The organism is uncultured Streptococcus sp., from assembly GCF_963528215.1.
Lineage (GTDB): Bacteria > Bacillota > Bacilli > Lactobacillales > Streptococcaceae > Streptococcus.
Map to the genome: position 1 here is coordinate 1 of NZ_CAURVL010000009.1, position 19,948 is coordinate 19,948.

The window sequence follows — 19,948 nt, forward strand, 5'->3', positions numbered from 1 at the left end:
CACCGCCGTCATAATTCTCAATGACCTGTGGCTGGATGTTTTCTGCGTTGAAGTCCGCCGTATCCATGTGGGAAATAAAGCCAATTTTGCGAGTAAAGCTAGGGTCGTTGGCTGGCAGAGTCCCAATCGCAAAGCCGTTGGGCAGGTAGTAGACATTTTCCAAGCCGACTCGCTTCATTTCAGGGATGAGAACCTTGTTGGCAAAGTCTACCTGACTCTGGGTGCTGGGTGTAGTAGTAGATGTCTCGTCTGAGCGCGTGTTAACCTTGACATAGGTCAGGAAACGCTCTAAAAGATTAGGATATTTCATAAATGCTCCTTTTTCATTTCATTTAAGTCTATTTTAGCATATTCAGGAGAGAGTGAGAAATGTTTTTCGTTTCTTGAGCGCAAAGGTAAAATCTAGCAATTAGTTTTATATCTTGTCAAAATCTGGTAAACTATATCTATGCAAATGGAAAAAACAATCAGCAAAGCTGTGATTTTGGGAGCTACGGGAGGTATAGGCCGTCAGTTGGCTAGAGAACTGGCTCAAAGGACAGAACAGCTAGTTTTGGTCGGCAGAGATGAAGCTAAGCTCACTCAGCTGCAAGAGGACTTGTCAGGAGCTAGGGCTCAGTTGTCCTGTAGGTTTTTGGATTTGCTGGATGCGGCTGCTGTGGACGATTTTGCTCAGCAGCTAGATGCGGATCTACTGATTAATTGCTGCGGTCTGGCTAATTTTGGTCCAGCTCTATCTCTTTCAGAAACAGATGAAAAGGCCCTCTGGCAGGTCAATTACCAAGCGCCGATTCGACTGATCAAGCAAGTTGCGGAGCGTAATTGCAAGGTAAGGCTTGTCCAGCTTTCATCACTAGCGGCACTTTTTCCCCATCCTTATCTGGCAGCTTACAGCGCCAGTAAGGCCGCTTTGCAGACTTACTGTCTAGCCTTGCAAGAAGAGCTGCGCCTCAAAGGCTCTGAAGTGAAAGTTTGTCTCTACATTTTAGGACCAGTTCTGACTGCTATCTTTCCTCCAGAGCTACAGGATGCTTTGGGTGGTGGTCAGTTACAGATGAGCCCGCAGATAGCAGCACGACACATTATCAGATTGCTTCATCAAGGCCGTTCCTATGCTATAGTGGGCAAGAGATATCGACTACTGGTTTGGCTCATGAAGCTACTTCCGCAAAGATGGATTATCCGTTTGATTGGCGCATATCTAAGAAAGGGGCTTTGATCATGAAACTTATTTTTTTCCTGCTGACTGTTGCTTACCTGCTTCTCTTTATCTTGCGTTGGCTCTTGTCTTTGACTTATTTGAAAAAAGGGCAGAGCTCTTCATCAGACTTTCAAGAGGAGCTTTATACAGTGGTCCAGCCCATCCTATCTGGTGATCCTCGTTTGGAAAATGATTTATTAGCCAATCTCCAGCAGACAGAAGCAGTTGAGTTTTACTGGCTGATTGATCAGTCTGATCCAGAGGCTCAGCGAGTTGCTGACAAAATTTGTCAAAATCCCTCTTATGCCCAGCGCATTCGCGTTTTTCTCATGGAGGATGTCCCTCAGGGGATTAATCCTAAGAGTTATAAGATTGAGCAGATTATAGATGAGCTGACCCGGCCTTATCTGATTGTTCTCGACGACGACAGCGTCATTGATTTTTCAAAAATGGGGGAGTTGACAGATTATCTAGGTGAGAATGTTATTTTGACCGGCATTCCCTATAATCAGGAGCGAAGCAATTTCTGGTCCAAGCTAGTAGCAGCTTTTGTCAATAGCAATTCTTTTATTACCTATTTTACCATGGCAGAAGTCAAAGCCAACCACTCGATTAATGGAATGTTCTACATCCTGCCACTTGAACTGGCTAGGGAGCAGAAGCTCTTCAGTGCTATTAAAGACTATCTATGTGATGATTTGGCTGTAGCGGATTTTCTGCGCAGCAAGGGAGTTGAGATTATCCAGACGCGGGTGACCTGTAATGTTCGGACTACTATCAAGGATGCCAAGCAATATTTGCTGCAGATGAAGCGTTGGCTGCTTTTTAGCTCTATCTATCTGAAAGAGCACTTGGACTGGAAGGTTATTATTTTAATTGCTCTGCCTAGTTTCCTGCCCCTTCCTGCCTTGCTCATTGCTTTCTTTCTTAGCTGGCCTTTTGTACTGCTGGCTTTGCTTTTGTTCTTGGTCAAGGCGGTTTGGATGCTGGCTTATCGTCGCCTTATCCTAACTACTCAACCGCATCCTGATGAGGTGTTTTACGAGGAGCTGAACGACCTAGTCTTGCCTTGGCTTTTCCTCTATGTCTTGCTCAGTCCGCGAGTGATTAACTGGCGGGGAAGGAAGATTCGAGTGACGGATGGGAAAATCCGTTATGAGTAAGATGAAGCAGTACTTGGCTAAGTTGGATGCTCTGTCGCCAGACCAAACCATGTTGAAATCTAGCAAGGTCTTGCTTTTTCTCAGTGGTAGCAGTCATTTGGAGAGTTCTAGTCTGACTGCAGGACAGCTTGAGTTTCTTGAGCAGATTTGTCCACCAGATTTCTCAGTAGTGCCCAGTAATTTTCCATTTAATCAGGGATTTGAGCACGGGAGACAAACCCAAGTTGCCTTGCTGAATGCTTCCATTTCCAATATCCGTTACTATTGGCATACTCTCTACAATTCTTGCTTTCAGGAGGCTTTGCAGCGGCATTTATCTCCTTTACTGGATGCTGAGGATGCTATCATTATCTGCAAGAGCTCGGGACTCAATATGCTGACCCAGTGGCTGGAGGGTTTGGGTGAGGAAAATCTACCGATTAGACTGAGAGTGATTGCGCTAGGGCCTGTTTCACGGAGACTCCTAAATCGCAAGGATATTGACTTGCTGGTCATCAAGGGCAGGAAGGATATTTACAGCAGATTTTTAGATGGCCATCCAGCCGATGTGATGGTGGATAGCAACCATTTTGATTATGAATACAGGGAAGATGTGAAAGGATTAGTTCATGACTGGATTAGAAAAAGTGATAAAGATTGATGTGATTAGTGTGCCATTTAGTGGGCATTTGCTGCCCACTTTGACCTTAGTCAAGCCCTTGCTGACGGATCCGCGTTTTCGCGTTCGTGTCATCACTGGCTGCCAAAAGAAAGAGTTAGTGGAGGAAATCGGTTTTGACTGTCTAGCACTCTTTCCAGAAAGACCGACGGTGATGGAGGATATCGCCAATACCCCACAGCAAAGTAACCCTTTGATTACCTATCAGCAGTTTCGGGCCAATTCTAGACTCATTCCAGAAGTTATAGACGAGTTAAATCGAATTTGGCAAGAGGGCGGTAAACCGGATTTGGTCATAGCGGATTTTGTTGCTTCGCCAGCAGGCCTGATTTCTGATAGCTTTGGCATTCCCTGGATAACCACGATTCCAAGTCCGGTTGCTATTGAGTGCCAGACGACAACTCCGACCTATTTGGGAGGCTGGAAACCTCATCAGGGCGTTTTGTACAAATTCAGAGATGCCTTAGGCAGGCGAGCTATTCGTTGTGGAAAGAAAATGGCCTTTGCTTTAGTCCGGAAGAGTTTGGGAGATTATCAAGATTTTAAACTCTATCGGGAAGACGGTACAGAAGCCATTTATTCGCCATACTCTATCTTAGCTTTGGGCATGAAAGAGCTAGAGTTTCGAGACGATTTTCCTAAGCAGCTTCGCTGGGTTGGTTACAAATGCCTGTCCTTTGATCGTCTGCCTGCAGCTCATGAGTCTTATTTTGAGACCGATAAGAAGCGGGTTTTAGTGACTTGCGGCACTCATTTGAAATGGGAGAAGGAGCGCATGGTGGAGCGAGCGAAAAAGCTGAGTCAGCTCTACCCAGATTACCTCTTTTACGTCACCTTGGGAGAAGCTAGTGGCTTGGGTAATGCTCCGCGCGAACTGGCGGAAAACTTGCTACTCTTTGATTATCTGCCCTATACCGACATTCTGGATAAGATAGATTTTGCTATTCACCACGCAGGAACGGGTATCATGATGGCCTGTATTGAGCATGAGATTCCCAGTCTCATTTTGCCACAGGATTATGACCAGTTTGACAATGCCGTTCGTGCTGAGCTGGCCCAGGTGGGGTTGGTTGCTCGCAGAAAGAATAATGCAGAAGTGCTGCGCCTTTTTAAGGAATTGACGGATCGCACGGACTGGTCTCAGTTGAAAAACCTTGCCCAGCAAAGCAAAGAATATCAGCCTACAGAAATTCTCTATCAAGAGCTGGGGCGCCTACTCAAGCTTGATTTATAACTGGAAAACTCAACAAACTATTAAAGCATACTTCCAATATTAAAGTGTCTGAATTATTAAATTTCCCTATTCTTTTCAAGGAATAGGTTTTTTGGTCTATTCAAGTCTTTTTTAAGATGTTAAAATGAAAGTGATTACAAGAAAGTCGTTGGAAAGTCAACTTGGCTTTTTCTGAGTGACTGAAGAGGAAAGATGATGAAGAAAGCAATTCTAATGATGACTTTTGGCTCGCCAGAGGAGATTAGCTTTGAGGGAGTGGCTGAATTTTTTACCAATATTCGCCGCGGTGTCAGGCCGCAAGACCATGAAATTCAGACCCTCTATGATAACTATGTCCTAATTGGTGGAACGCCTCTGCAGCGTATCAGTCTAGAAGAGGTGGAAAAGGTCCGTCAGCGTTTATCTGGTGAGTATGCGGTTTATTTTGCTAATAAATTCTCACGTCCTTTTATCCCTGATGTGATTAAGCAGATGGAAGAGGATGGTATTGAGGAATGTATCTGTTTGATCCTAGAGCCTCATTTTTCTTACTATTCTGTCATGGGTTATGAGAAGTTCATCCAGAGTGATTCCATCCGCTTTAATATCATTAAGGAATGGTATCAGGAAGAAGCTATCCTTGATTATTGGGCAGAGGAGCTGAGAAAGATTCTTACAGAAGAGGTTAGAGAAGAGACCTTCAAGATTTTCTTTTCAGCCCACAGTGTGCCTATTCTGGCCTTGGATTTCGGAGATCCTTACATTGATCAGATCTATGACAATGCCCGTTTGATTGCTGACAGGTTGGGTTTGACAGAAGAGGATTATCTCAATGTTTGGCAAAGTGAGAGTGACATCGGACTCCCTTGGATCAAACCTGACGTGCTGGACTACATGCGCCAGCAAGAAACACTTCCGCAGCATTATATTTTTGTGCCGATTAGCTTTATCAGTGAGCATATAGAGGTCCTTTTTGACAATGACGTGGAGTGTAAGGAACTTTGCGATGAACTGGGTGTTGCTTATCATAGACCGCCTATGCCCAATGCAGACGACCGTTTAATTGATGCCCTGATTCAAACTATCCGCCGCCATGAGCATGAACCCTTCAAAGAATGCTTTCCAGAAGAAGAAACCTTCGATGAATTGCAGCCGTCGGAGGAGAGCTGCCAGATTCTTGCAGAGGATGCAGAGCTGAAAATGCCAGATTTCGTCAAGAAGCTGATTGAGAAAAAGGGGTGCGAGAATGTTAAGATGCCGTATTTTGTCAAGAAAATGCTGGAGAAAGCAGGAAAACTGCCCAAGAGCTGATTGTTCATATTCGTTGATGATTTTATAAGATTATTCTAGAAGGAGAAAACCGTGAGACTTTGGCACCAAGATTTAATTGAAAAACTTCCGCGCCAGCAGCTTTTAGGCCAGCATCGAGAGTGCGCAGCTTTACGTGGACGAGGTTGGGGCAAGCCGCATGCGACGGTCAACTATGTTTTTGAGCACAGCCCTTATTGCCTCTATGCTTATCATCTCTTGATTATGGAGGAGATGCAGAAGCGGGGCTATCAGCCGAATCCCGTTTGGCTGGATAAAGACTACCGTGGCAAGACTTGCCCTCCTTACCAGCAGTTGCCAGCTGAGGAGCTAGAACATCCTATTTATCCGGAGCATGACGCAGCCTATCTGCAAGAATGCTTGGAAAATCTGAAAGAAAAGGGAATAGAAATTTTTTGATTTCCAAGTGTCAAGACGGCATAGTATTAAGGTTATAGAACAAAAAAGGAAGAGACATTGCTCTTCTTTTTTGACTTTTACGAATTCAAAATAAACTTCTCAATAGCAGTTGCGATCCCATTTTCCTCGCAGCTGTCTGTGACGGCATCGGCTAGGCTTTTGACATGGTCTGAAGCATTGCCCATAGCTACACCGAGACCTGCATATTCCAGCATCTCGATGTCGTTGTTGGCATCACCGATTGCCATGATTTCCTGAGGATTGACGTCCAATTGTTTAGCCAATCGCTTTAGGGCAAAGGCTTTAGTCACACCAGATGGCATGGCCTCGTAAATGACTGGCTGAGAGCGAACGCCACTGAAACGCTGGCAGATTTCTTGGCCAAAGTCGGCTTCAAAAGCATCTACCTGCTCTTGGCTACCTAAAAACATAGCTTGGAACATTCTGTGTTGACCACTGCAAGCCTCTTCCAGGCTAATCTCGGTTGGAGTGGTGAAGACTAAGCTAGCATCATTCACGACATAGGAACTGGCTTTTTCTCCAACGACGAAATAATGCTCTTCATCAAAGAGAGTCAGCTGGACAGGGCTATTTTCAGACAGACTATAGAGATAGCGAATATCCTGGCCGCTCAGCTCTTGCCAGTCCACCAGACTCCAGTCGCTGGTCTGATGTGTAGCGCAGCCATTGTCCACGATGACATATTCGTTTTCTTGTGCAAGGCCTAGCTTGCCATAATAAGGCTTGACGCCGACCAAGGGACGACCTGTGCAAAGAACCAATTTGACCCCTTTCTCAATAGCTCGGTGCAGAGCTTCAATGTTAGCTTGGGGGATTTCTTTTTTGCTGTTGAGTAAGGTGCCGTCCATATCAAGTGCAAGAATTTTAATCATAAAGTGTCTCCAAAATTATTCTCTGACTAGTATAGCATAATTTACAGAGAAAGTCCGAGTCTATAGGAAAAATCACTGGTCTTGTGTTATAATAAATAGAATACCCTAAAAGGATGAGAAAAATGAATTTAGAAGATTTGAAAAAACGTCAGGAGAAGATTCGCAATTTCTCCATCATTGCCCACATTGACCACGGGAAATCAACCTTGGCTGACCGGATTTTGGAGGCAACCGAAACGGTTTCCAGCCGGGAAATGCAGGCCCAACTCTTGGACAGCATGGACTTGGAGCGGGAGCGCGGTATCACCATTAAGCTCAATGCTATCGAGCTCAATTATACTGCCAAGGACGGCGAAACCTATATCTTCCACTTGATTGACACGCCGGGACACGTGGACTTTACCTATGAGGTATCGCGGTCGCTAGCGGCCTGTGAAGGGGCGATTCTGGTCGTGGATGCGGCTCAGGGAATTGAAGCTCAGACCTTGGCGAATGTCTATCTAGCGCTGGACAATGACTTGGAAATCCTGCCAGTTATCAATAAAATTGACCTGCCAGCTGCGGATCCAGAGCGGGTGCGGGCAGAGATTGAGGACGTGATTGGTCTGGATGCTAGCGAAGCCGTATTGGCTTCTGCCAAGGCCGGCATCGGAATTGAGGAAATTTTAGAGCAGATTGTGGAAAAAGTTCCAGCTCCGACTGGAAATGTAGAAGCACCGCTCAAGGCATTGATTTTTGACTCGGTCTATGACGCCTATCGTGGGGTAATTCTGCAAGTGCGGGTGATGGATGGTGTGGTCAAGCCGGGAGATACCATTCAGCTCATGAGCAATGGCAAGACCTTTGATGTAACAGAGGTTGGCATATTTACTCCGAAAGCCATCGGTCGTGATTTCTTGGCTACTGGGGATGTTGGCTATATCGCGGCTTCTATCAAGACGGTACAGGATACTCGGGTCGGGGATACAGTGACCTTGGCGGACAATCCAGCTGCAGAGCCACTAGCTGGCTATAAGCAGATGAATCCTATGGTCTTCGCTGGTCTCTATCCGATTGAGTCCAATAAATACAATGACCTGCGCGAGGCGCTTGAAAAGCTCCAGCTAAACGATGCCAGTCTGCAGTTTGAGCCAGAAACATCGCAGGCATTGGGATTTGGATTCCGCTGTGGTTTCTTGGGCTTGCTGCACATGGATGTTATTCAGGAGCGTTTGGAGCGTGAGTTTAATATTGATTTGATTATGACGGCGCCGTCCGTTATCTATAAGGTCAATATGACGGATGGTGCTTCCCTTGATGTGTCCAATCCGAGCGAGTTTCCAGACCCAACCAAGATTGATTCCATTGAAGAGCCTTATGTCAAGGCGCAGATTATGGTGCCCCAGGAATTTGTCGGAGCGGTGATGGAGTTGGCTCAGCGCAAGCGCGGTGACTTTGTGACCATGGACTATATCGATGATAATCGGGTCAATGTCATCTATCAAATCCCGCTTGCTGAAATCGTCTTTGACTTCTTTGACAAGCTCAAGTCCTCTACTCGTGGCTATGCTAGCTTTGACTACGAAATTTCTGAGTATCGCTCGTCCAAGCTGGTTAAGATGGATATTCTCCTCAATGGCGATAAGGTTGATGCTCTTAGCTTTATCGTTCACAAGGAATTTGCCTATGAGCGTGGTAAGCTGATTGTAGACAAGCTTAAGAAAATCATTCCTCGTCAGCAGTTTGAAGTACCCATCCAGGCAGCCATCGGACAGAAAATCGTGGCTCGGACAGACATCAAGGCCCTGCGTAAAAATGTCTTGGCCAAGTGTTATGGTGGTGATGTTTCTCGGAAGCGCAAACTCCTAGAAAAACAAAAAGCCGGTAAAAAACGGATGAAAGCTATCGGTTCTGTCGAAGTCCCACAAGAAGCCTTCCTCAGTGTCCTGAGTATGGATGAGGAATAAAGTCTTATATCTCTAGGTAATATATCCCAAAAGGAGAAAATCATGAAACGATCGTATCTGCTTGGAGCAGTTCTGGTATTAACTTCACTTACTCTTGCATCGTGTGCCAATTCTGGACAAAAGCCTGATCAATCTAGTTCTTCGACTAGTTTCAGTGCACAAGTGAAAAAGAATTCTTCAAATTCTTCTTCTAAAAGAAGCAAGAACAAAACCAATCAAGAAACAAAACGTGTTGGTTCTCCAGAGTTTGGTTATATCGATATCCCAAGTAAATGGATTAAATTTTTTGATGCAGAAGTTGAAGGACTTATCCAATATACCGACGGTTCTGCTTATAATATCGTTACCATGAATGCTGTTTCTAAGGCAGAAGCTGAAGTAGCAGATGGTGAGACTTTCAATGCAGAAACAATTGCTCAACATGTAGCCTATAATTGGAGTCAAAAAGATAATATTGAGAAGATGTGGGGCTCTAAAAGTACTGTCTCAGGAATAGAAGCCTTTCAAATAAACATCATTCTGAAATCGGGACAACTTGCTAATACATTAGTTTTCCAAAAAGATGACAAAGTCTATATACTATCCTTTGAAGGCGACGAAGAAACTCTTGATGATTTCATTACAAACATGAAAGATACTTGGAGCCTTGATGGCAAGGGAGCAGTCAGCGAATAATAGTTTAAAAAACAAGAGGCCTATTTATTAAGTCTCTTGTTTTTTTCAGTGTAGAAGCCAATTATGTTTCACAAAAAGATAGTGATAAATCAGAAAAAACGTTCGACTACTATCAAATCCAAGCAAAAAGGCTTACAAAAATTTGTAGGCCTTTTCTTGAAATCCGAACGTTAGGAAATCTTTTTTAGATTTTACTTGACATTTTCTGAAATAGGAATATGATAAAATGTGAACACTGTATAAGACAGACCTTATGCGTGTTCGAAAATAATAGAGCGTTGCATCCGTAAGTCAATTTGACACGGCTCTTAAAAAACAAAAGGAGAAAGAATGAATACTTATATCCAAAAGAAAATCGCAAACATGAAGCTGACGCTTTCTGAAATGTCTGGTGGCTATAAACGCATGGTGACTAGTATGAAGAAGCTCGGCTTTTCTGGTACCTTGAAGCTTATTTGGGACGATTTGTTTGCTCATCGCAGTCTAGGTCAATGGGTTTATCTCTTGATTCTAGGGAGTTTTCCGCTCTGGCTGGAGCTGATATATGAACATCGCATCGTGGATTGGACAGGGATGATTTGCAGTCTGACTGGGATTATCTGTGTGATCTTCGTTTCTGAAGGACGTGCTAGCAATTACCTCTTTGGTTTGATCAATTCTGTGATTTACTTGATTTTGGCTTTGCAGAAAGGCTTCTATGGCGAGGTCCTGACGACTCTTTACTTTACCATCATGCAGCCAATTGGACTCTTGGTGTGGATTTACCAAGGCCAGTTCAAAAAAGAAAAGCAAGAGTTTGTTGCTCGTAAGCTAGATGCCAAAGGATGGACAAAATATCTATCGCTCAGTGTGCTTTGGTGGTTGGTCTTTGGCTTGATTTACCAATCTGTGGGGGCTAATCGTCCTTATCGTGATTCAATCACAGATGCGACAAATGGTGTAGGGCAAATCCTGATGACGGCTGTTTATCGTGAACAGTGGATTTTCTGGGCAGCGACCAATATTTTTTCTATCTACCTCTGGTGGGGTGAAAGTCTTCAAATTCAAGGGAAATATTTGATCTATTTAATCAACAGTTTGGTCGGATGGTACCAGTGGAATAAGGCTGCTAAAAAAGCATAGTCCTATAAACGGAACATTAATCGGACGTGACAATGTATCTCTTTCCTTTCGTACTAAAAATATGGTAAACTAGTATTAGTAAAATTTATTAGATTTAGGAAGGAACGACCATGAAAAAGAAGTACTTTCTGCTCTCCCTGACTATCTTAGCCGGTCTCTCCCTGTCTTCTTGTAGCCTTATTAAGAACTATAGCAGTCGGAAACCATCTGATTCTTCCAGTCGGGTTTCCCTGAGAGATGACAGCGATACAAGCAGCAGTCGTAGAGACAAAGATTCGTCAAAGACAACTGGTACTATGCGCGTCGGATCTGATGATTATGGCTATATCAGTATTCCTGATAATTGGATTAAGTTTACAGACGTAGATGGTGGCGATAGCGTCCAGTATACGGATGGAAGTGGCTATAATATTGTCACGATGAACGCTTATACAAAAGAAAAAGCCAACATTGGAGAAGGTGAAGAATTTAATGCTGAAACCATTGCCCAACGGATTGCCTACCACTGGAAGGATAATAAGGAAGTTGATGACTTTTGGGGTGCAAAGAGTACAGTAGCTGGAAATGAAGCCTTTCAGATTAATGTTATTTTAAAATCCACGCAAAACCTAACGGTTTGGGTCTTCAAACAAGGTGATAAGGTCTATATGATGTCCTTTGAGGGCGATGAAGATACTTTATATGAGTTTATACCTTATATCGAAGAAACTTGGAGCACCAGTAAGGACGGTGGAAAAAGCATTTAACGACGGTATTTGATGATAACTCTCTAAGTTTATAAAAAGCAAATCTGGGACTGGTTCTCAGATTTTTTTGTGAGGTGGAATATGTCATATTTTTGGGATTTGATAAGATTTAAGAGCGCTCATTTTATGATATAATAAAAACAATTTGAATACAGAAAGAAAAATATATGACTCAAGAAATCGACCTTGAAAAGTACCATCAGTTAGCTCTGCAGAAGCAGAAAGAGCACCGAAAATTTTTAGCCAGTCTCAAGAAAAAGCCACCAAAAAACCTTGATAAACTAGCCCAGCAAATCCATGATGAGGTCTTTGAGGAGATTGACTGTACAGCCTGCGCCAATTGCTGTAAAACTCTGGGGCCAGACTTTAAGGAAGCTGACATTGTCCGCATTGCCAAGTATTTCAAGATGAAGCTGCCGGCTTTTGAAGAGGAATTTCTGCAGGTAGACGAAGACGGTGACAAGGTTTTCAAGGCTATGCCTTGTCCTTTTTTGGGTGGAGACAATCTCTGCTCGATCTACGATGTCCGGCCAAAGGCTTGCAGAGAATTTCCCCATACAGACCGTAAGAAGATTCATCAGATTAATCATCTGACAATCAAAAATACTCTGACCTGTCCTGCGGCTTATCTTTTTGTGGAGAAGCTGCGGGATAGGTTGTAAAATCCCCCTCTAAATCTTGTACAAAAATTCTAGGGCAGAAGTATCTTAGATCTGTTAGACTATAGTTAGAATTGAACTCGGCCTAAAAGCTATGTGAAAAAGATGAAATTTTCTCGGAGCAGGAGCCCTTCCGTCAATTTTCCTATTTTCACTTTGCTTTTAACGGCCTTAGTATCTTTTATGAGGTGAAAAAGAATATGATGCATCAATTCAATCGAACCATGGAATATCTAGAAAGTAAGTTGGACGAAGAAATGGATTTGCAGAAATTTCAGCAGCTATCGGGCTATTCTTATGCTCTTTTTAGCAGGCTCTTTTCAATCCTAGCAGATATGACCTTGGCAGAATATTTGCGCAATCGCAGGCTGTCAGAAGCTGTGACAGACTTGCGGGAAGGCTCTGAGAAAGTCATTGATATAGCACTGAAATACGGCTATGAGTCTGCGGATGCCTTCAGTGCAGCCTTCAAGAAATTCCATGGTGCGACCCCCTCAGAAGTTCGAAATGAAAAACCTTATCGGGTCTTTCCTAGACTTCAATTATCCTTAAAGATTACAGGAGGAAAGAACATGGATATCAAGATTCAAAAGAAACCTGCTTTTACCGTGGCAGGCGTCCTATTGGAAGCTATTGACAATAGCCAGTGCCCGTCTGCATGGGAGAAGCTCTATGCAAATCACAGCTTTGAAAGCCTAGAAAGTCTGGGCAGTGGCCATTCCTTTGGCGTCTGCTCGGATGTTAAAGAAGGCGAAATCATCAACTATATGGCTGCCTATGATGTGGCGGATAAAGCGAAAGCAGAAGAACTAGGTCTGTCAATCAAAGAAATCGCAGAAGCTGAATATGCTATCGTACCAGTCAAGGGGGCCATACCAGCCAGTATCCATCATGCTTGGAAATATGTCTTGGAAGTCTTTTTCCCAGAAACTGGCTATCGCCACTCAGGAGCACCAGATTTTGAAGTTTACTCCGAGGGAGATATGTCCTCTCCAGACTATCAAATGGAACTCTGGATACCAGTAGTGAAATAAAATGGTGATTGCAAGTCATTTTTTAGGGGTTGAATACAGAGGAGGAGATGCTATGCAGATGTATTTTGGGGACGTTTCTCTTTGTTATACATATTCACTTGCGATGGCCATGCATTCGTATGGTTATGATGTTCGCCCTGAGTTTTTGGAAGCCATAATGGCGATGGGAAATGGTGCTAGTATTATAAAGGAAGATGAAAAACACCCCTTAGTCTTCTTTGATAATGGGATGCCAGATAGTTCTATCAGCCATTCTTTAAACATTCTGGGTTTTACATATGATGAATACTATATAAAGGATTCAAATGCGGTGGATCTTCTCTCTATCAGAGAGATTTTCAGTAAGTTCTTGCTCAGCGGGCCAGTTGTTCTTGGCCCTTTGGACATGGGTTATCTCACTTATAATCCCAATCACATTCATTTGTATGGGGTGGACCATTTTGTTTCAGTTTATGATCTAGATGATGAGTTCATCTATTTCCATGATCCAGCAGGTTTTGCTTGTATGAGAATGACTTTCTCAGAATTTTCGAAAGCCTGGGAAGCTAAAAATATCGACTATAAAAGAGGTTCTTTCTCCATGTGGGGAAATTTTAGGAAGGTCAAAAGTCCTAGTCAGTGTGAAATCTATCAAGAAACAGCAAAGATTATGAGGGCCAGATATCTGGATGGACAAAGTAATGTTTTGGAATGTTATGCAAAAGCAGTTGCTGAAAACGGCTTAAATACGGAGCAAAAACAATTGCATCAGTATTTCAGCTTTAAACTTGCTGCTGTTCGAAATCTCTATCTCAGTAAATTCTTAAAAGACCATGAACCCAAAGGGGCAAGATTAAAAGAGGAATTGGCTACTCTATTTGGTCAAGCCCACCTTTCGTGTTTAAAAGAAGATTACCAAGAACTATCCCACTTGCTCTATCAGATAGCAGAAGTGGACCGACGCTTTAGAGATTTATATGTAAGTTAACAAGACTAACGATGCTCCTAAACTTTAAAAATTAACCAGTAAAAGCAGTTGTTCAAAAATGAATAACTGCTTTTTGATTATGGTATAATGAAGTAAGAAAACACCTCAAACGTCTTTAGAAGAAGCGACTAGACTACTTGAGCAAACGTATAAAGAGCTTGTAGGCTTAGCTGAAAGATTTACCAATGACGAATTGTTTACAAAAGGTGTTTATAAGTGGACGGGTGGGACAAGTTTAGGCTCCTGCTTTGTCAGTAGCACCTCCAGTCAATATGATTGGGCTAGCAAAAAACTCAAAGCTCATTAGAAAAACTGTGAGCGCCATTAGCTAAAGTGCGTATGAAGTTTAGAAAATGTTCTTCTAAGCTTCGCATAGTTTCATTCTCGTGATTTTTAAGCTATTCTAGTTTTAGAATCCTTCAAAAATTAAAATTTAAGGCTGTCATAGACTTAGAATAGCACTAAAACATTTATTTTGATGTGATTCTAAGTTTAGAGCACATTTATATTAAAGCTATTGATCTGTTCGATGCTTAGAATGTTTTGATTCTGAGAAGTGTTGACTATAAACTGGTTCGAATGGTTTTTTTCTGATTTAGGATGATAGATAGATGGGTGAGATGATGAAAATACAAAAAGAGCAAGTTAGAAAAGAGTTGGTGTCCCTCTGTTTGGGAGAGTTCACAGCCGGCCTATCCTTTTGAAAAATCTGCTTGCTGATTTGAATAGTCTAGTAACCATTCTCCATCCTTTGTCTTTACTGACATTTATTTTGCTTCAAGGTTCATTTTATTGGGCAATTTTGATTAGAAGACTGTCGAATCCCCAGTTTGGAAGTGGAAGTGTCCCCAAACTTTATGGTGGTTTCAGAATACTAGACCTTGTTTTACTTATTTCAGTTTTTCCTTTTATTGTCTGGAATACACATAGTTTCCAAGTGGCTATCTTAGCTACACTGATTCGTTTTGTAATATGCTATAATTAATCTATCGAATTTTATGAATAACTACTAGAAGTGAGATAGATATGCAAATAAACTACGATAGAAAACAGAAATCAGATATTGTTATTTCTAGACCGTCAGCTATTGAAGTTGAAAAATACTTGAAATCGTGGAATAATCTTAAAAATTATAAGTTGCAAGAAGATGCTTTAGATAAATTGTTTTTTGAGCTATTACCAAGGAACGAAGAAATTTCTGATATTTTATTAAAGGTTGCTACATTAAATGATTTTTATAGCACAAATATTTTTTCAGTTTATCCAGTTGCAGAGCATATACTGAGTCTTAAAATTGATGAGAGGTTGAGACAAGGTGATGCAACTTTAGTCAATGAAATTCAAAATGTTGCTATTAATGGAGTAACTAGAAAGTTCTATTCTTTTTCTACCAAATACTGTTCTCATCATAATCCTAAAGAATACCCTATTTATGATAGCTATGTAGAAAAGGTATTAAAATATTTTAGAAAAACAGATAAATTTACCAAATTTAAGAATGCAGATCTAAAAGATTATCAAAAATTTAAAAATATAATTATTGCTTTTAGAGAATACTACGATTTAGAAGAATTTAATCTAAAAGAGATTGATCAGTATTTATGGCAGTTGGGAAAAGAATATTTCCCAAATAAATATTAGCGACTTTTTCTCACTTAGAAAGGAAATTTAATGTCCTACAAATTTCTACTTTTCGACCTTGACCATACGTTGCTGGATTTTGATACGTCAGAAGACATCGCCTTGACTCAGTTTTTGGAGGAGCAGGGCGTGACGGAGATTCAGACCTACAAAGACTATTATATTCCCATGAACAAGGGGCTTTGGCGGGATCTGGAGCAGGGGAAAATCACCAAGCCAGAGCTGGTCAACACTCGCTTTTCTCGTCTTTTTGCCCATTTTGGCATTGAGAAGGATGGTGCCGAGTTAGCCTTCCTTTATCAGCAGCATATTGCTCAGCAAGGACAAACTTACGCTGGTGCTAGCGAGCTTTTGGACAACTTGACAGCTGCTGATTATGAGATTTACGGAGCGACCAATGGCATCACGGCTATTCAGACCGGACGCATGGCCCATTCCGACATTTCTCCTTATTTTAATCATATTTTTATCTCGGAGCAGTTGGGGACACAGAAGCCCGAAACTTTGTTTTATGAAAAAATAGCAGAGCAGATACCAGATTTTGACCTGTATCAGACTTTGATGATTGGAGATTCCTTGACAGCAGATATTGCTGGCGCTAATAATGCTGGACTGGACTCTATCTGGTACAATCCCAAGCAGCTAGAAAATGAAAGTCTTTTTCAACCGACCTATACCGCCTATTCTTACGACGACATTATCAGACTATTGGTTCCACAAGAAGACTGCAAATGAAAAAAATCCTTGCCTTGTTTTCTCTTCTTGCCAGTTTGTTGCTACTGACAGCCTGTTATGCTAAGAAAGAAGAAGTCGACGAAAGCATACGAACGACGAAGGCCCTTTTTAAAAAGCTCCCTTTTCAGCCCGTCAAGATTAGTTCTGATGGCAGTTATCATTATGAGGGTGGCGGGGCGACAATTGATTTGTATTTCACCGAGGAAGATATCCAAAAGTACCCTATTCTAAAATACCACCCAGATCGAAAGGGCAGTAAAATCGAATTTTATGAGATATTTTACGGAGAGAGAACAGCAGATCAGCTAATGGATTGTTTGGTAGACCAAGAAATAACTAGCTTAATTGATGAGATTGAGGGCGAAATGGAAGATGACATGACTGCTGAATACCAGCAAAAATCGGGATTTGACAGAGCTCTATTTCAAACTATAAGCGTTTCGTCCTCTAAAAAGGTTGATGATTCAGAAAGCCTAAATAAATATCTCATGCTATATAGTAAGTTTTTAGTCGAATTCAGGAAGAATCCAGAAAATCATGATAAGCTAAAAGAGATTGTCCAAAAAATGGATAAAGCTGGCCTTTTAAAATGGTCTTTCGAATTTCATTCAGACCAAGTACTGGATGAGAAAAATATATCAGAAGACGAGGTAAAAAGCAGGTCCTATAATAGTCGTAGTGGAGGCACAGAGTATTATGCACCTGAGACCATTAATAAGTATATGGATTTAGGCGCTTTTCCTAAAGACGCTTCAGTCAAATTTTATTTTAAAAAATATGAAAATTTGTCTGAACAGATTATTTTAAATAACAAGAAAGACTAATCTAAAAAATTTTTAACTCTGTCAAGAAAAAAACTTGACAGCTGTTTTTAATCTGCTATAATAGAACATGTGCTTAATAGCTCTGCTATTTCACCAAAAGAAAAAAATAAAGAAAAGAGACCTTAATAATGGCAGTAAAAATCCGTTTGACTCGTATGGGTTCTAAGAAAAAACCTTTCTACCGTATTAACGTAGCAGATTCACGTTCACCACGTGACGGACGTTTCATCGAAACAGTTGGAACTTACAACCCACTTGTTGCAGAAAACCAAGTAACTTTGAAAGAAGACCGCGTTCTTGCATGGTTGGCTGATGGAGCTCAACCTTCAGATACAGTACGTAACATCCTTTCAAAAGAAGGCGTATTGAAGAAATTCCACGATTCAAAATACTCTAAATAATAGAAGCGTAGGTTGACATATGGACACGATTGAAAATCTAATTATTGCGATAGTGAAACCTTTGATTTCACAGCCAGATGCCTTAACTATCAAGATTGAGGATACACCTGAATTTTTAGAATATCACCTGGATCTTGATCAGAGTGATGTTGGACGTGTAATCGGTCGTAAAGGTCGTACTATCTCCGCTATAAGGACGATTGTTTACTCTGTCCCAACCGAGTACAAAAAAGTTCGCATCGTCATTGATGAGAAATAAGAAGCAGCGGGGCATGTGTCCCGTTTTTTCTATGCCCCTTAATGAAACAAGCCGTTAGGCGCAGTTGAATTTAGGGGAATTGATGCAGTTCGAGCTCCGCGAGAACTATACACTTCATTTAAGAGAACAACGAAATGCAGGGGCGAGTTTAGAGAAATTCGAAACCGGAGGACATATGAAGTCAGAAGATTATGCTTGGAACGCTCATGAGCGCAAGTCTTATGAGAATGATCAAGTGATTTTACCGAGCCCTTATAAGCTAAAAATTCTGGATGATAGTGAGAAGAGATTGGAATTGGAGCTTGTTTTGGAGGAACTTCCTCAGGAGCAACTGGCTCGATGGACTATGAAAATGGCGTCAAGCTTTATAGCTCTGATTGATGCGGAAGATGAGTCTGAAAAGCAGAAGATTTTGACTCAGGTAAGAGAGGTTTTTCAGGCTCGACTTGATGGGAGGGCATCTGCCTATGAACTAAGGCAGGCTGGTTTCTTGGCTAACAAACTGTCGCAGCAAGCCCAATCACAAATCGGTAAATATGCTGCGCGTGTTTTTGCCCAAGGAGTCGCAACAGGCCACATGCGGGGCCATGCTATTGTCGCAGCGGATTATGCCATCAAAGTCAGAAATTTGCAGAGTCCAGATGATATGCAGCGGGCTGTCAAGGAAAGAGAAGGGCAGATAGAGTTAGCCTCTGCTTTTATTAGATCAGGAAAGGAAACTTTATGAAGCATTTATTTTCACGCTTGTCACCAGCGCAAAAGATTATCTTGTCTTTTCTTCTGGTGATATTCTGTGGCTCCTTGCTACTCAGTCTCCCTTGGGTGCAGACGGAAAGTTCCCAAGCGGGCTATCTGGATCATCTTTTTACAGCTGTCTCGATGGTCTGTGTGACAGGGCTTTTTACTCGATCGGTTGTGGATACATACAATGTCTGGGGACAGCTCCTTTGTATGCTGCTGATTCAGATTGGTGGCTTGGGAATCCTGACTTTTATCGGATTTTTCACCATGGAAAGTCGGAAAAAGCTCAGCCTCAAGGATCGCCGTATTCTGCGGGATAGTTTTAGTTATGGTCACAATCGTACCTTAGGTCAATTTGTCCGTTCGATTTTTATCACGACTTTTACTATCGAAGGACTGGGTGCGCTCCTTCTCATGATTCGCTTCATTCCCAAGTTTGGTCTGAGAAAAGGGATTTTTAATTCTATCTTTTTAGCCATTTCTGCATTTTGTAATGCGGGCTTTGATAATTTTGGCAATGATAGCCTACTAGGCTTGCAGACAGATGTTTTGGTCAATATCACCTTGGCTCTCCTCATCATTACCGGAGGACTGGGCTTTATGGTCTGGTTTGACTTGGCGACTAAATTGGGAGGAAAACAGAAGGGGCTGCACTTTCATACTAAGGTAGTCTTGCTGCTGACTGCTGGTCTCCTCGTTTTTGGGACGGTCACGAGTCTCTGGACGGAGTACAATAATCCTGGAACGATTGGCAATCTTTCCTTTGGCGATAAGCTACTGGTCAGCTTTTTTCAGACAGTCAGTATGAGGACAGCTGGCTTTGCTTCCATTGATTATACAGCTGCTCGTCCAGTAACCCTGTTTATCTATCTGCTCCAGATGTTTCTGGGAGGGGCTCCGGGTGGTACAGCGGGCGGTCTGAAAATTACGACCTTCCTAGTTCTTTTGCTTTTTGCTCGAAAGGAAATCCTGGGCTTGCCTCATACCAATATGGGACGGAGAACGCTGTCTCCTCAGCTAGTGCAGAAGGCTTTTGGTGTGACAGTGATTTTTCAGCTGACATTTCTGCTTGGTCTTTTGGCTCTTGGGCTAGTGACCGATAGCAGTCATCGTTTTATTTACCTGATATTTGAGACTGTGTCGGCATTGGCTACAGTTGGTGTCACGGCCAATATCACTACCAGCCTCAATACAGCTGGTATGATTGTGATTATGTTGCTAATGTTTATTGGACGGGTGGGGCCGCTGACTCTTATGGTCAGTCTCAACCATTATCAACCGAAGAAGGCTGCAACCTTGCATTACAGCAAGGCGGACATTATGATTGGATAGGAGAAAAGAA

The 19,948-nt window shown here is 42.2% G+C and carries 21 protein-coding genes and 3 pseudogenes; 22 read left to right on the plus strand and 2 right to left on the minus strand.

Annotation, left to right across the window (positions count from 1 at the left end):
* Positions 1 to 310: pseudogene (locus RWS24_RS05255) on the minus strand (peptidase T); the annotation flags it as partial.
* Between the two features lie 138 nt (positions 311 to 448).
* Between RWS24_RS05255 and RWS24_RS05260 the strand changes: the two are divergent.
* The 6 genes from RWS24_RS05260 (at position 449) to RWS24_RS05285 (ending at position 5,963) form a co-directional block, all read left to right on the plus strand.
* On the plus strand, positions 449 to 1,219 hold the full coding sequence (locus RWS24_RS05260; protein ID WP_314366006.1) for an SDR family NAD(P)-dependent oxidoreductase: 771 nt from the start codon (positions 449 to 451) through the stop codon (positions 1,217 to 1,219).
* A gap of 2 nt (positions 1,220 to 1,221) precedes the next feature.
* Positions 1,222 to 2,364 (plus strand): glycosyltransferase, encoded by a 1,143-nt coding sequence (locus tag RWS24_RS05265; protein ID WP_314366007.1) that lies wholly within the window; start codon positions 1,222 to 1,224, stop codon positions 2,362 to 2,364.
* Positions 2,357 to 3,004 (plus strand): hypothetical protein, encoded by a 648-nt coding sequence (locus RWS24_RS05270; protein ID WP_314366008.1) that lies wholly within the window; start codon positions 2,357 to 2,359, stop codon positions 3,002 to 3,004. The genes RWS24_RS05265 and RWS24_RS05270 overlap by 8 nt, the downstream gene beginning before the upstream one ends.
* Positions 2,973 to 4,256 (plus strand): glycosyltransferase, encoded by a 1,284-nt coding sequence (locus tag RWS24_RS05275; RefSeq protein WP_314366009.1) that lies wholly within the window; start codon positions 2,973 to 2,975, stop codon positions 4,254 to 4,256. The genes RWS24_RS05270 and RWS24_RS05275 overlap by 32 nt, the downstream gene beginning before the upstream one ends.
* Positions 4,257 to 4,451: 195 nt before the next feature.
* Positions 4,452 to 5,546, plus strand: coding sequence for a ferrochelatase (hemH, locus tag RWS24_RS05280; RefSeq protein WP_314366069.1), 1,095 nt, complete (start codon positions 4,452 to 4,454; stop codon positions 5,544 to 5,546).
* 51 nt (positions 5,547 to 5,597) lie between these two features.
* The gene (locus RWS24_RS05285; RefSeq protein ID WP_314366010.1) at positions 5,598 to 5,963 is read left to right on the plus strand and encodes a TIGR02328 family protein; all 366 of its coding nucleotides are present in this window, start codon (positions 5,598 to 5,600) and stop codon (positions 5,961 to 5,963) included.
* Positions 5,964 to 6,040: 77 nt separating this feature from the next.
* Here the strand turns inward: RWS24_RS05285 and RWS24_RS05290 are convergent, their stop codons facing one another.
* Positions 6,041 to 6,856, minus strand: a complete 816-nt coding sequence (locus RWS24_RS05290) for a Cof-type HAD-IIB family hydrolase (protein ID WP_314366011.1) — start codon at positions 6,854 to 6,856, stop codon at positions 6,041 to 6,043.
* 122 nt (positions 6,857 to 6,978) lie between these two features.
* On the opposite strand from RWS24_RS05290, the gene lepA reads away from it, so the two are divergent.
* The 16 genes and pseudogenes from lepA to RWS24_RS05370 all read left to right on the plus strand — a co-directional run bounded on the left by lepA (position 6,979) and on the right by RWS24_RS05370 (position 19,938).
* Entirely contained in the window at positions 6,979 to 8,802 is a 1,824-nt protein-coding gene (gene lepA, locus RWS24_RS05295; RefSeq protein WP_032912442.1) for a translation elongation factor 4, read from the plus strand.
* A 42-nt stretch (positions 8,803 to 8,844) separates the two neighbouring features.
* Positions 8,845 to 9,477 (plus strand): hypothetical protein, encoded by a 633-nt coding sequence (locus tag RWS24_RS05300; protein ID WP_002903031.1) that lies wholly within the window; start codon positions 8,845 to 8,847, stop codon positions 9,475 to 9,477.
* Positions 9,478 to 9,807: 330 nt separating this feature from the next.
* The gene (gene pnuC / locus RWS24_RS05305) at positions 9,808 to 10,599 is read left to right on the plus strand and encodes a nicotinamide riboside transporter PnuC (protein ID WP_002895303.1); all 792 of its coding nucleotides are present in this window, start codon (positions 9,808 to 9,810) and stop codon (positions 10,597 to 10,599) included.
* A gap of 110 nt (positions 10,600 to 10,709) precedes the next feature.
* Positions 10,710 to 11,345: a hypothetical protein gene (locus RWS24_RS05310; RefSeq protein ID WP_314366012.1), complete on the plus strand. Its 636-nt coding sequence runs from the start codon at positions 10,710 to 10,712 to the stop codon at positions 11,343 to 11,345.
* 167 nt (positions 11,346 to 11,512) lie between these two features.
* Positions 11,513 to 12,007: a YkgJ family cysteine cluster protein gene (locus tag RWS24_RS05315; protein ID WP_125337189.1), complete on the plus strand. Its 495-nt coding sequence runs from the start codon at positions 11,513 to 11,515 to the stop codon at positions 12,005 to 12,007.
* Positions 12,008 to 12,204: 197 nt separating this feature from the next.
* Positions 12,205 to 13,038, plus strand: coding sequence for an AraC family transcriptional regulator (locus RWS24_RS05320; RefSeq protein WP_314366013.1), 834 nt, complete (start codon positions 12,205 to 12,207; stop codon positions 13,036 to 13,038).
* A 52-nt stretch (positions 13,039 to 13,090) separates the two neighbouring features.
* Positions 13,091 to 14,005, plus strand: a complete 915-nt coding sequence (locus tag RWS24_RS05325) for a DNA repair protein RadC (protein ID WP_314366070.1) — start codon at positions 13,091 to 13,093, stop codon at positions 14,003 to 14,005.
* Between the two features lie 94 nt (positions 14,006 to 14,099).
* Positions 14,100 to 14,312, plus strand: a pseudogene (locus tag RWS24_RS05330) (ClbS/DfsB family four-helix bundle protein); the annotation flags it as partial.
* Positions 14,313 to 14,616: 304 nt separating this feature from the next.
* Positions 14,617 to 14,969: pseudogene (locus RWS24_RS05335) on the plus strand (hypothetical protein); the annotation flags it as partial.
* Between the two features lie 62 nt (positions 14,970 to 15,031).
* Positions 15,032 to 15,646, plus strand: a complete 615-nt coding sequence (locus tag RWS24_RS05340; RefSeq protein WP_314366014.1) for a hypothetical protein — start codon at positions 15,032 to 15,034, stop codon at positions 15,644 to 15,646.
* Positions 15,647 to 15,676: 30 nt separating this feature from the next.
* Positions 15,677 to 16,381, plus strand: coding sequence for a YjjG family noncanonical pyrimidine nucleotidase (locus RWS24_RS05345; protein WP_314366015.1), 705 nt, complete (start codon positions 15,677 to 15,679; stop codon positions 16,379 to 16,381).
* Positions 16,378 to 17,205, plus strand: a complete 828-nt coding sequence (locus tag RWS24_RS05350; RefSeq protein ID WP_314366016.1) for a hypothetical protein — start codon at positions 16,378 to 16,380, stop codon at positions 17,203 to 17,205. Before RWS24_RS05345 ends, RWS24_RS05350 begins: the two co-directional genes overlap by 4 nt.
* A 128-nt stretch (positions 17,206 to 17,333) precedes the next feature.
* Positions 17,334 to 17,606, plus strand: a complete 273-nt coding sequence (gene rpsP / locus RWS24_RS05355; protein ID WP_062199236.1) for a 30S ribosomal protein S16 — start codon at positions 17,334 to 17,336, stop codon at positions 17,604 to 17,606.
* 19 nt (positions 17,607 to 17,625) lie between these two features.
* Positions 17,626 to 17,865 (plus strand): RNA-binding protein KphA, encoded by a 240-nt coding sequence (kphA, locus tag RWS24_RS05360; RefSeq protein ID WP_002895313.1) that lies wholly within the window; start codon positions 17,626 to 17,628, stop codon positions 17,863 to 17,865.
* 175 nt (positions 17,866 to 18,040) lie between these two features.
* Positions 18,041 to 18,592: a putative immunity protein gene (locus RWS24_RS05365; protein WP_314366017.1), complete on the plus strand. Its 552-nt coding sequence runs from the start codon at positions 18,041 to 18,043 to the stop codon at positions 18,590 to 18,592.
* Positions 18,589 to 19,938 (plus strand): potassium transporter TrkG, encoded by a 1,350-nt coding sequence (locus tag RWS24_RS05370; RefSeq protein ID WP_314366018.1) that lies wholly within the window; start codon positions 18,589 to 18,591, stop codon positions 19,936 to 19,938. Before RWS24_RS05365 ends, RWS24_RS05370 begins: the two co-directional genes overlap by 4 nt.
* Positions 19,939 to 19,948 lie beyond the last annotated feature (10 nt).

Coding starts and splice junctions, on each gene's coding strand:
- RWS24_RS05260 (WP_314366006.1), top strand. CDS start 449: ATGCAAATGGAAAAAACAATCAGCAAAGCTGTGATTTTGGGAGCTACG.
- RWS24_RS05265 (WP_314366007.1), top strand. CDS start 1,222: ATGAAACTTATTTTTTTCCTGCTGACTGTTGCTTACCTGCTTCTCTTT.
- RWS24_RS05270 (WP_314366008.1), top strand. CDS start 2,357: ATGAGTAAGATGAAGCAGTACTTGGCTAAGTTGGATGCTCTGTCGCCA.
- RWS24_RS05275 (WP_314366009.1), top strand. CDS start 2,973: ATGACTGGATTAGAAAAAGTGATAAAGATTGATGTGATTAGTGTGCCA.
- hemH (WP_314366069.1), top strand. CDS start 4,452: ATGAAGAAAGCAATTCTAATGATGACTTTTGGCTCGCCAGAGGAGATT.
- RWS24_RS05290 (WP_314366011.1), bottom strand. CDS start 6,856: ATGATTAAAATTCTTGCACTTGATATGGACGGCACCTTACTCAACAGC.
- lepA (WP_032912442.1), top strand. CDS start 6,979: ATGAATTTAGAAGATTTGAAAAAACGTCAGGAGAAGATTCGCAATTTC.
- RWS24_RS05300 (WP_002903031.1), top strand. CDS start 8,845: ATGAAACGATCGTATCTGCTTGGAGCAGTTCTGGTATTAACTTCACTT.
- pnuC (WP_002895303.1), top strand. CDS start 9,808: ATGAATACTTATATCCAAAAGAAAATCGCAAACATGAAGCTGACGCTT.
- RWS24_RS05310 (WP_314366012.1), top strand. CDS start 10,710: ATGAAAAAGAAGTACTTTCTGCTCTCCCTGACTATCTTAGCCGGTCTC.
- RWS24_RS05315 (WP_125337189.1), top strand. CDS start 11,513: ATGACTCAAGAAATCGACCTTGAAAAGTACCATCAGTTAGCTCTGCAG.
- RWS24_RS05320 (WP_314366013.1), top strand. CDS start 12,205: ATGATGCATCAATTCAATCGAACCATGGAATATCTAGAAAGTAAGTTG.
- RWS24_RS05325 (WP_314366070.1), top strand. CDS start 13,091: ATGCAGATGTATTTTGGGGACGTTTCTCTTTGTTATACATATTCACTT.
- RWS24_RS05340 (WP_314366014.1), top strand. CDS start 15,032: ATGCAAATAAACTACGATAGAAAACAGAAATCAGATATTGTTATTTCT.
- RWS24_RS05345 (WP_314366015.1), top strand. CDS start 15,677: ATGTCCTACAAATTTCTACTTTTCGACCTTGACCATACGTTGCTGGAT.
- RWS24_RS05350 (WP_314366016.1), top strand. CDS start 16,378: ATGAAAAAAATCCTTGCCTTGTTTTCTCTTCTTGCCAGTTTGTTGCTA.
- rpsP (WP_062199236.1), top strand. CDS start 17,334: ATGGCAGTAAAAATCCGTTTGACTCGTATGGGTTCTAAGAAAAAACCT.
- kphA (WP_002895313.1), top strand. CDS start 17,626: ATGGACACGATTGAAAATCTAATTATTGCGATAGTGAAACCTTTGATT.
- RWS24_RS05365 (WP_314366017.1), top strand. CDS start 18,041: ATGAAGTCAGAAGATTATGCTTGGAACGCTCATGAGCGCAAGTCTTAT.
- RWS24_RS05370 (WP_314366018.1), top strand. CDS start 18,589: ATGAAGCATTTATTTTCACGCTTGTCACCAGCGCAAAAGATTATCTTG.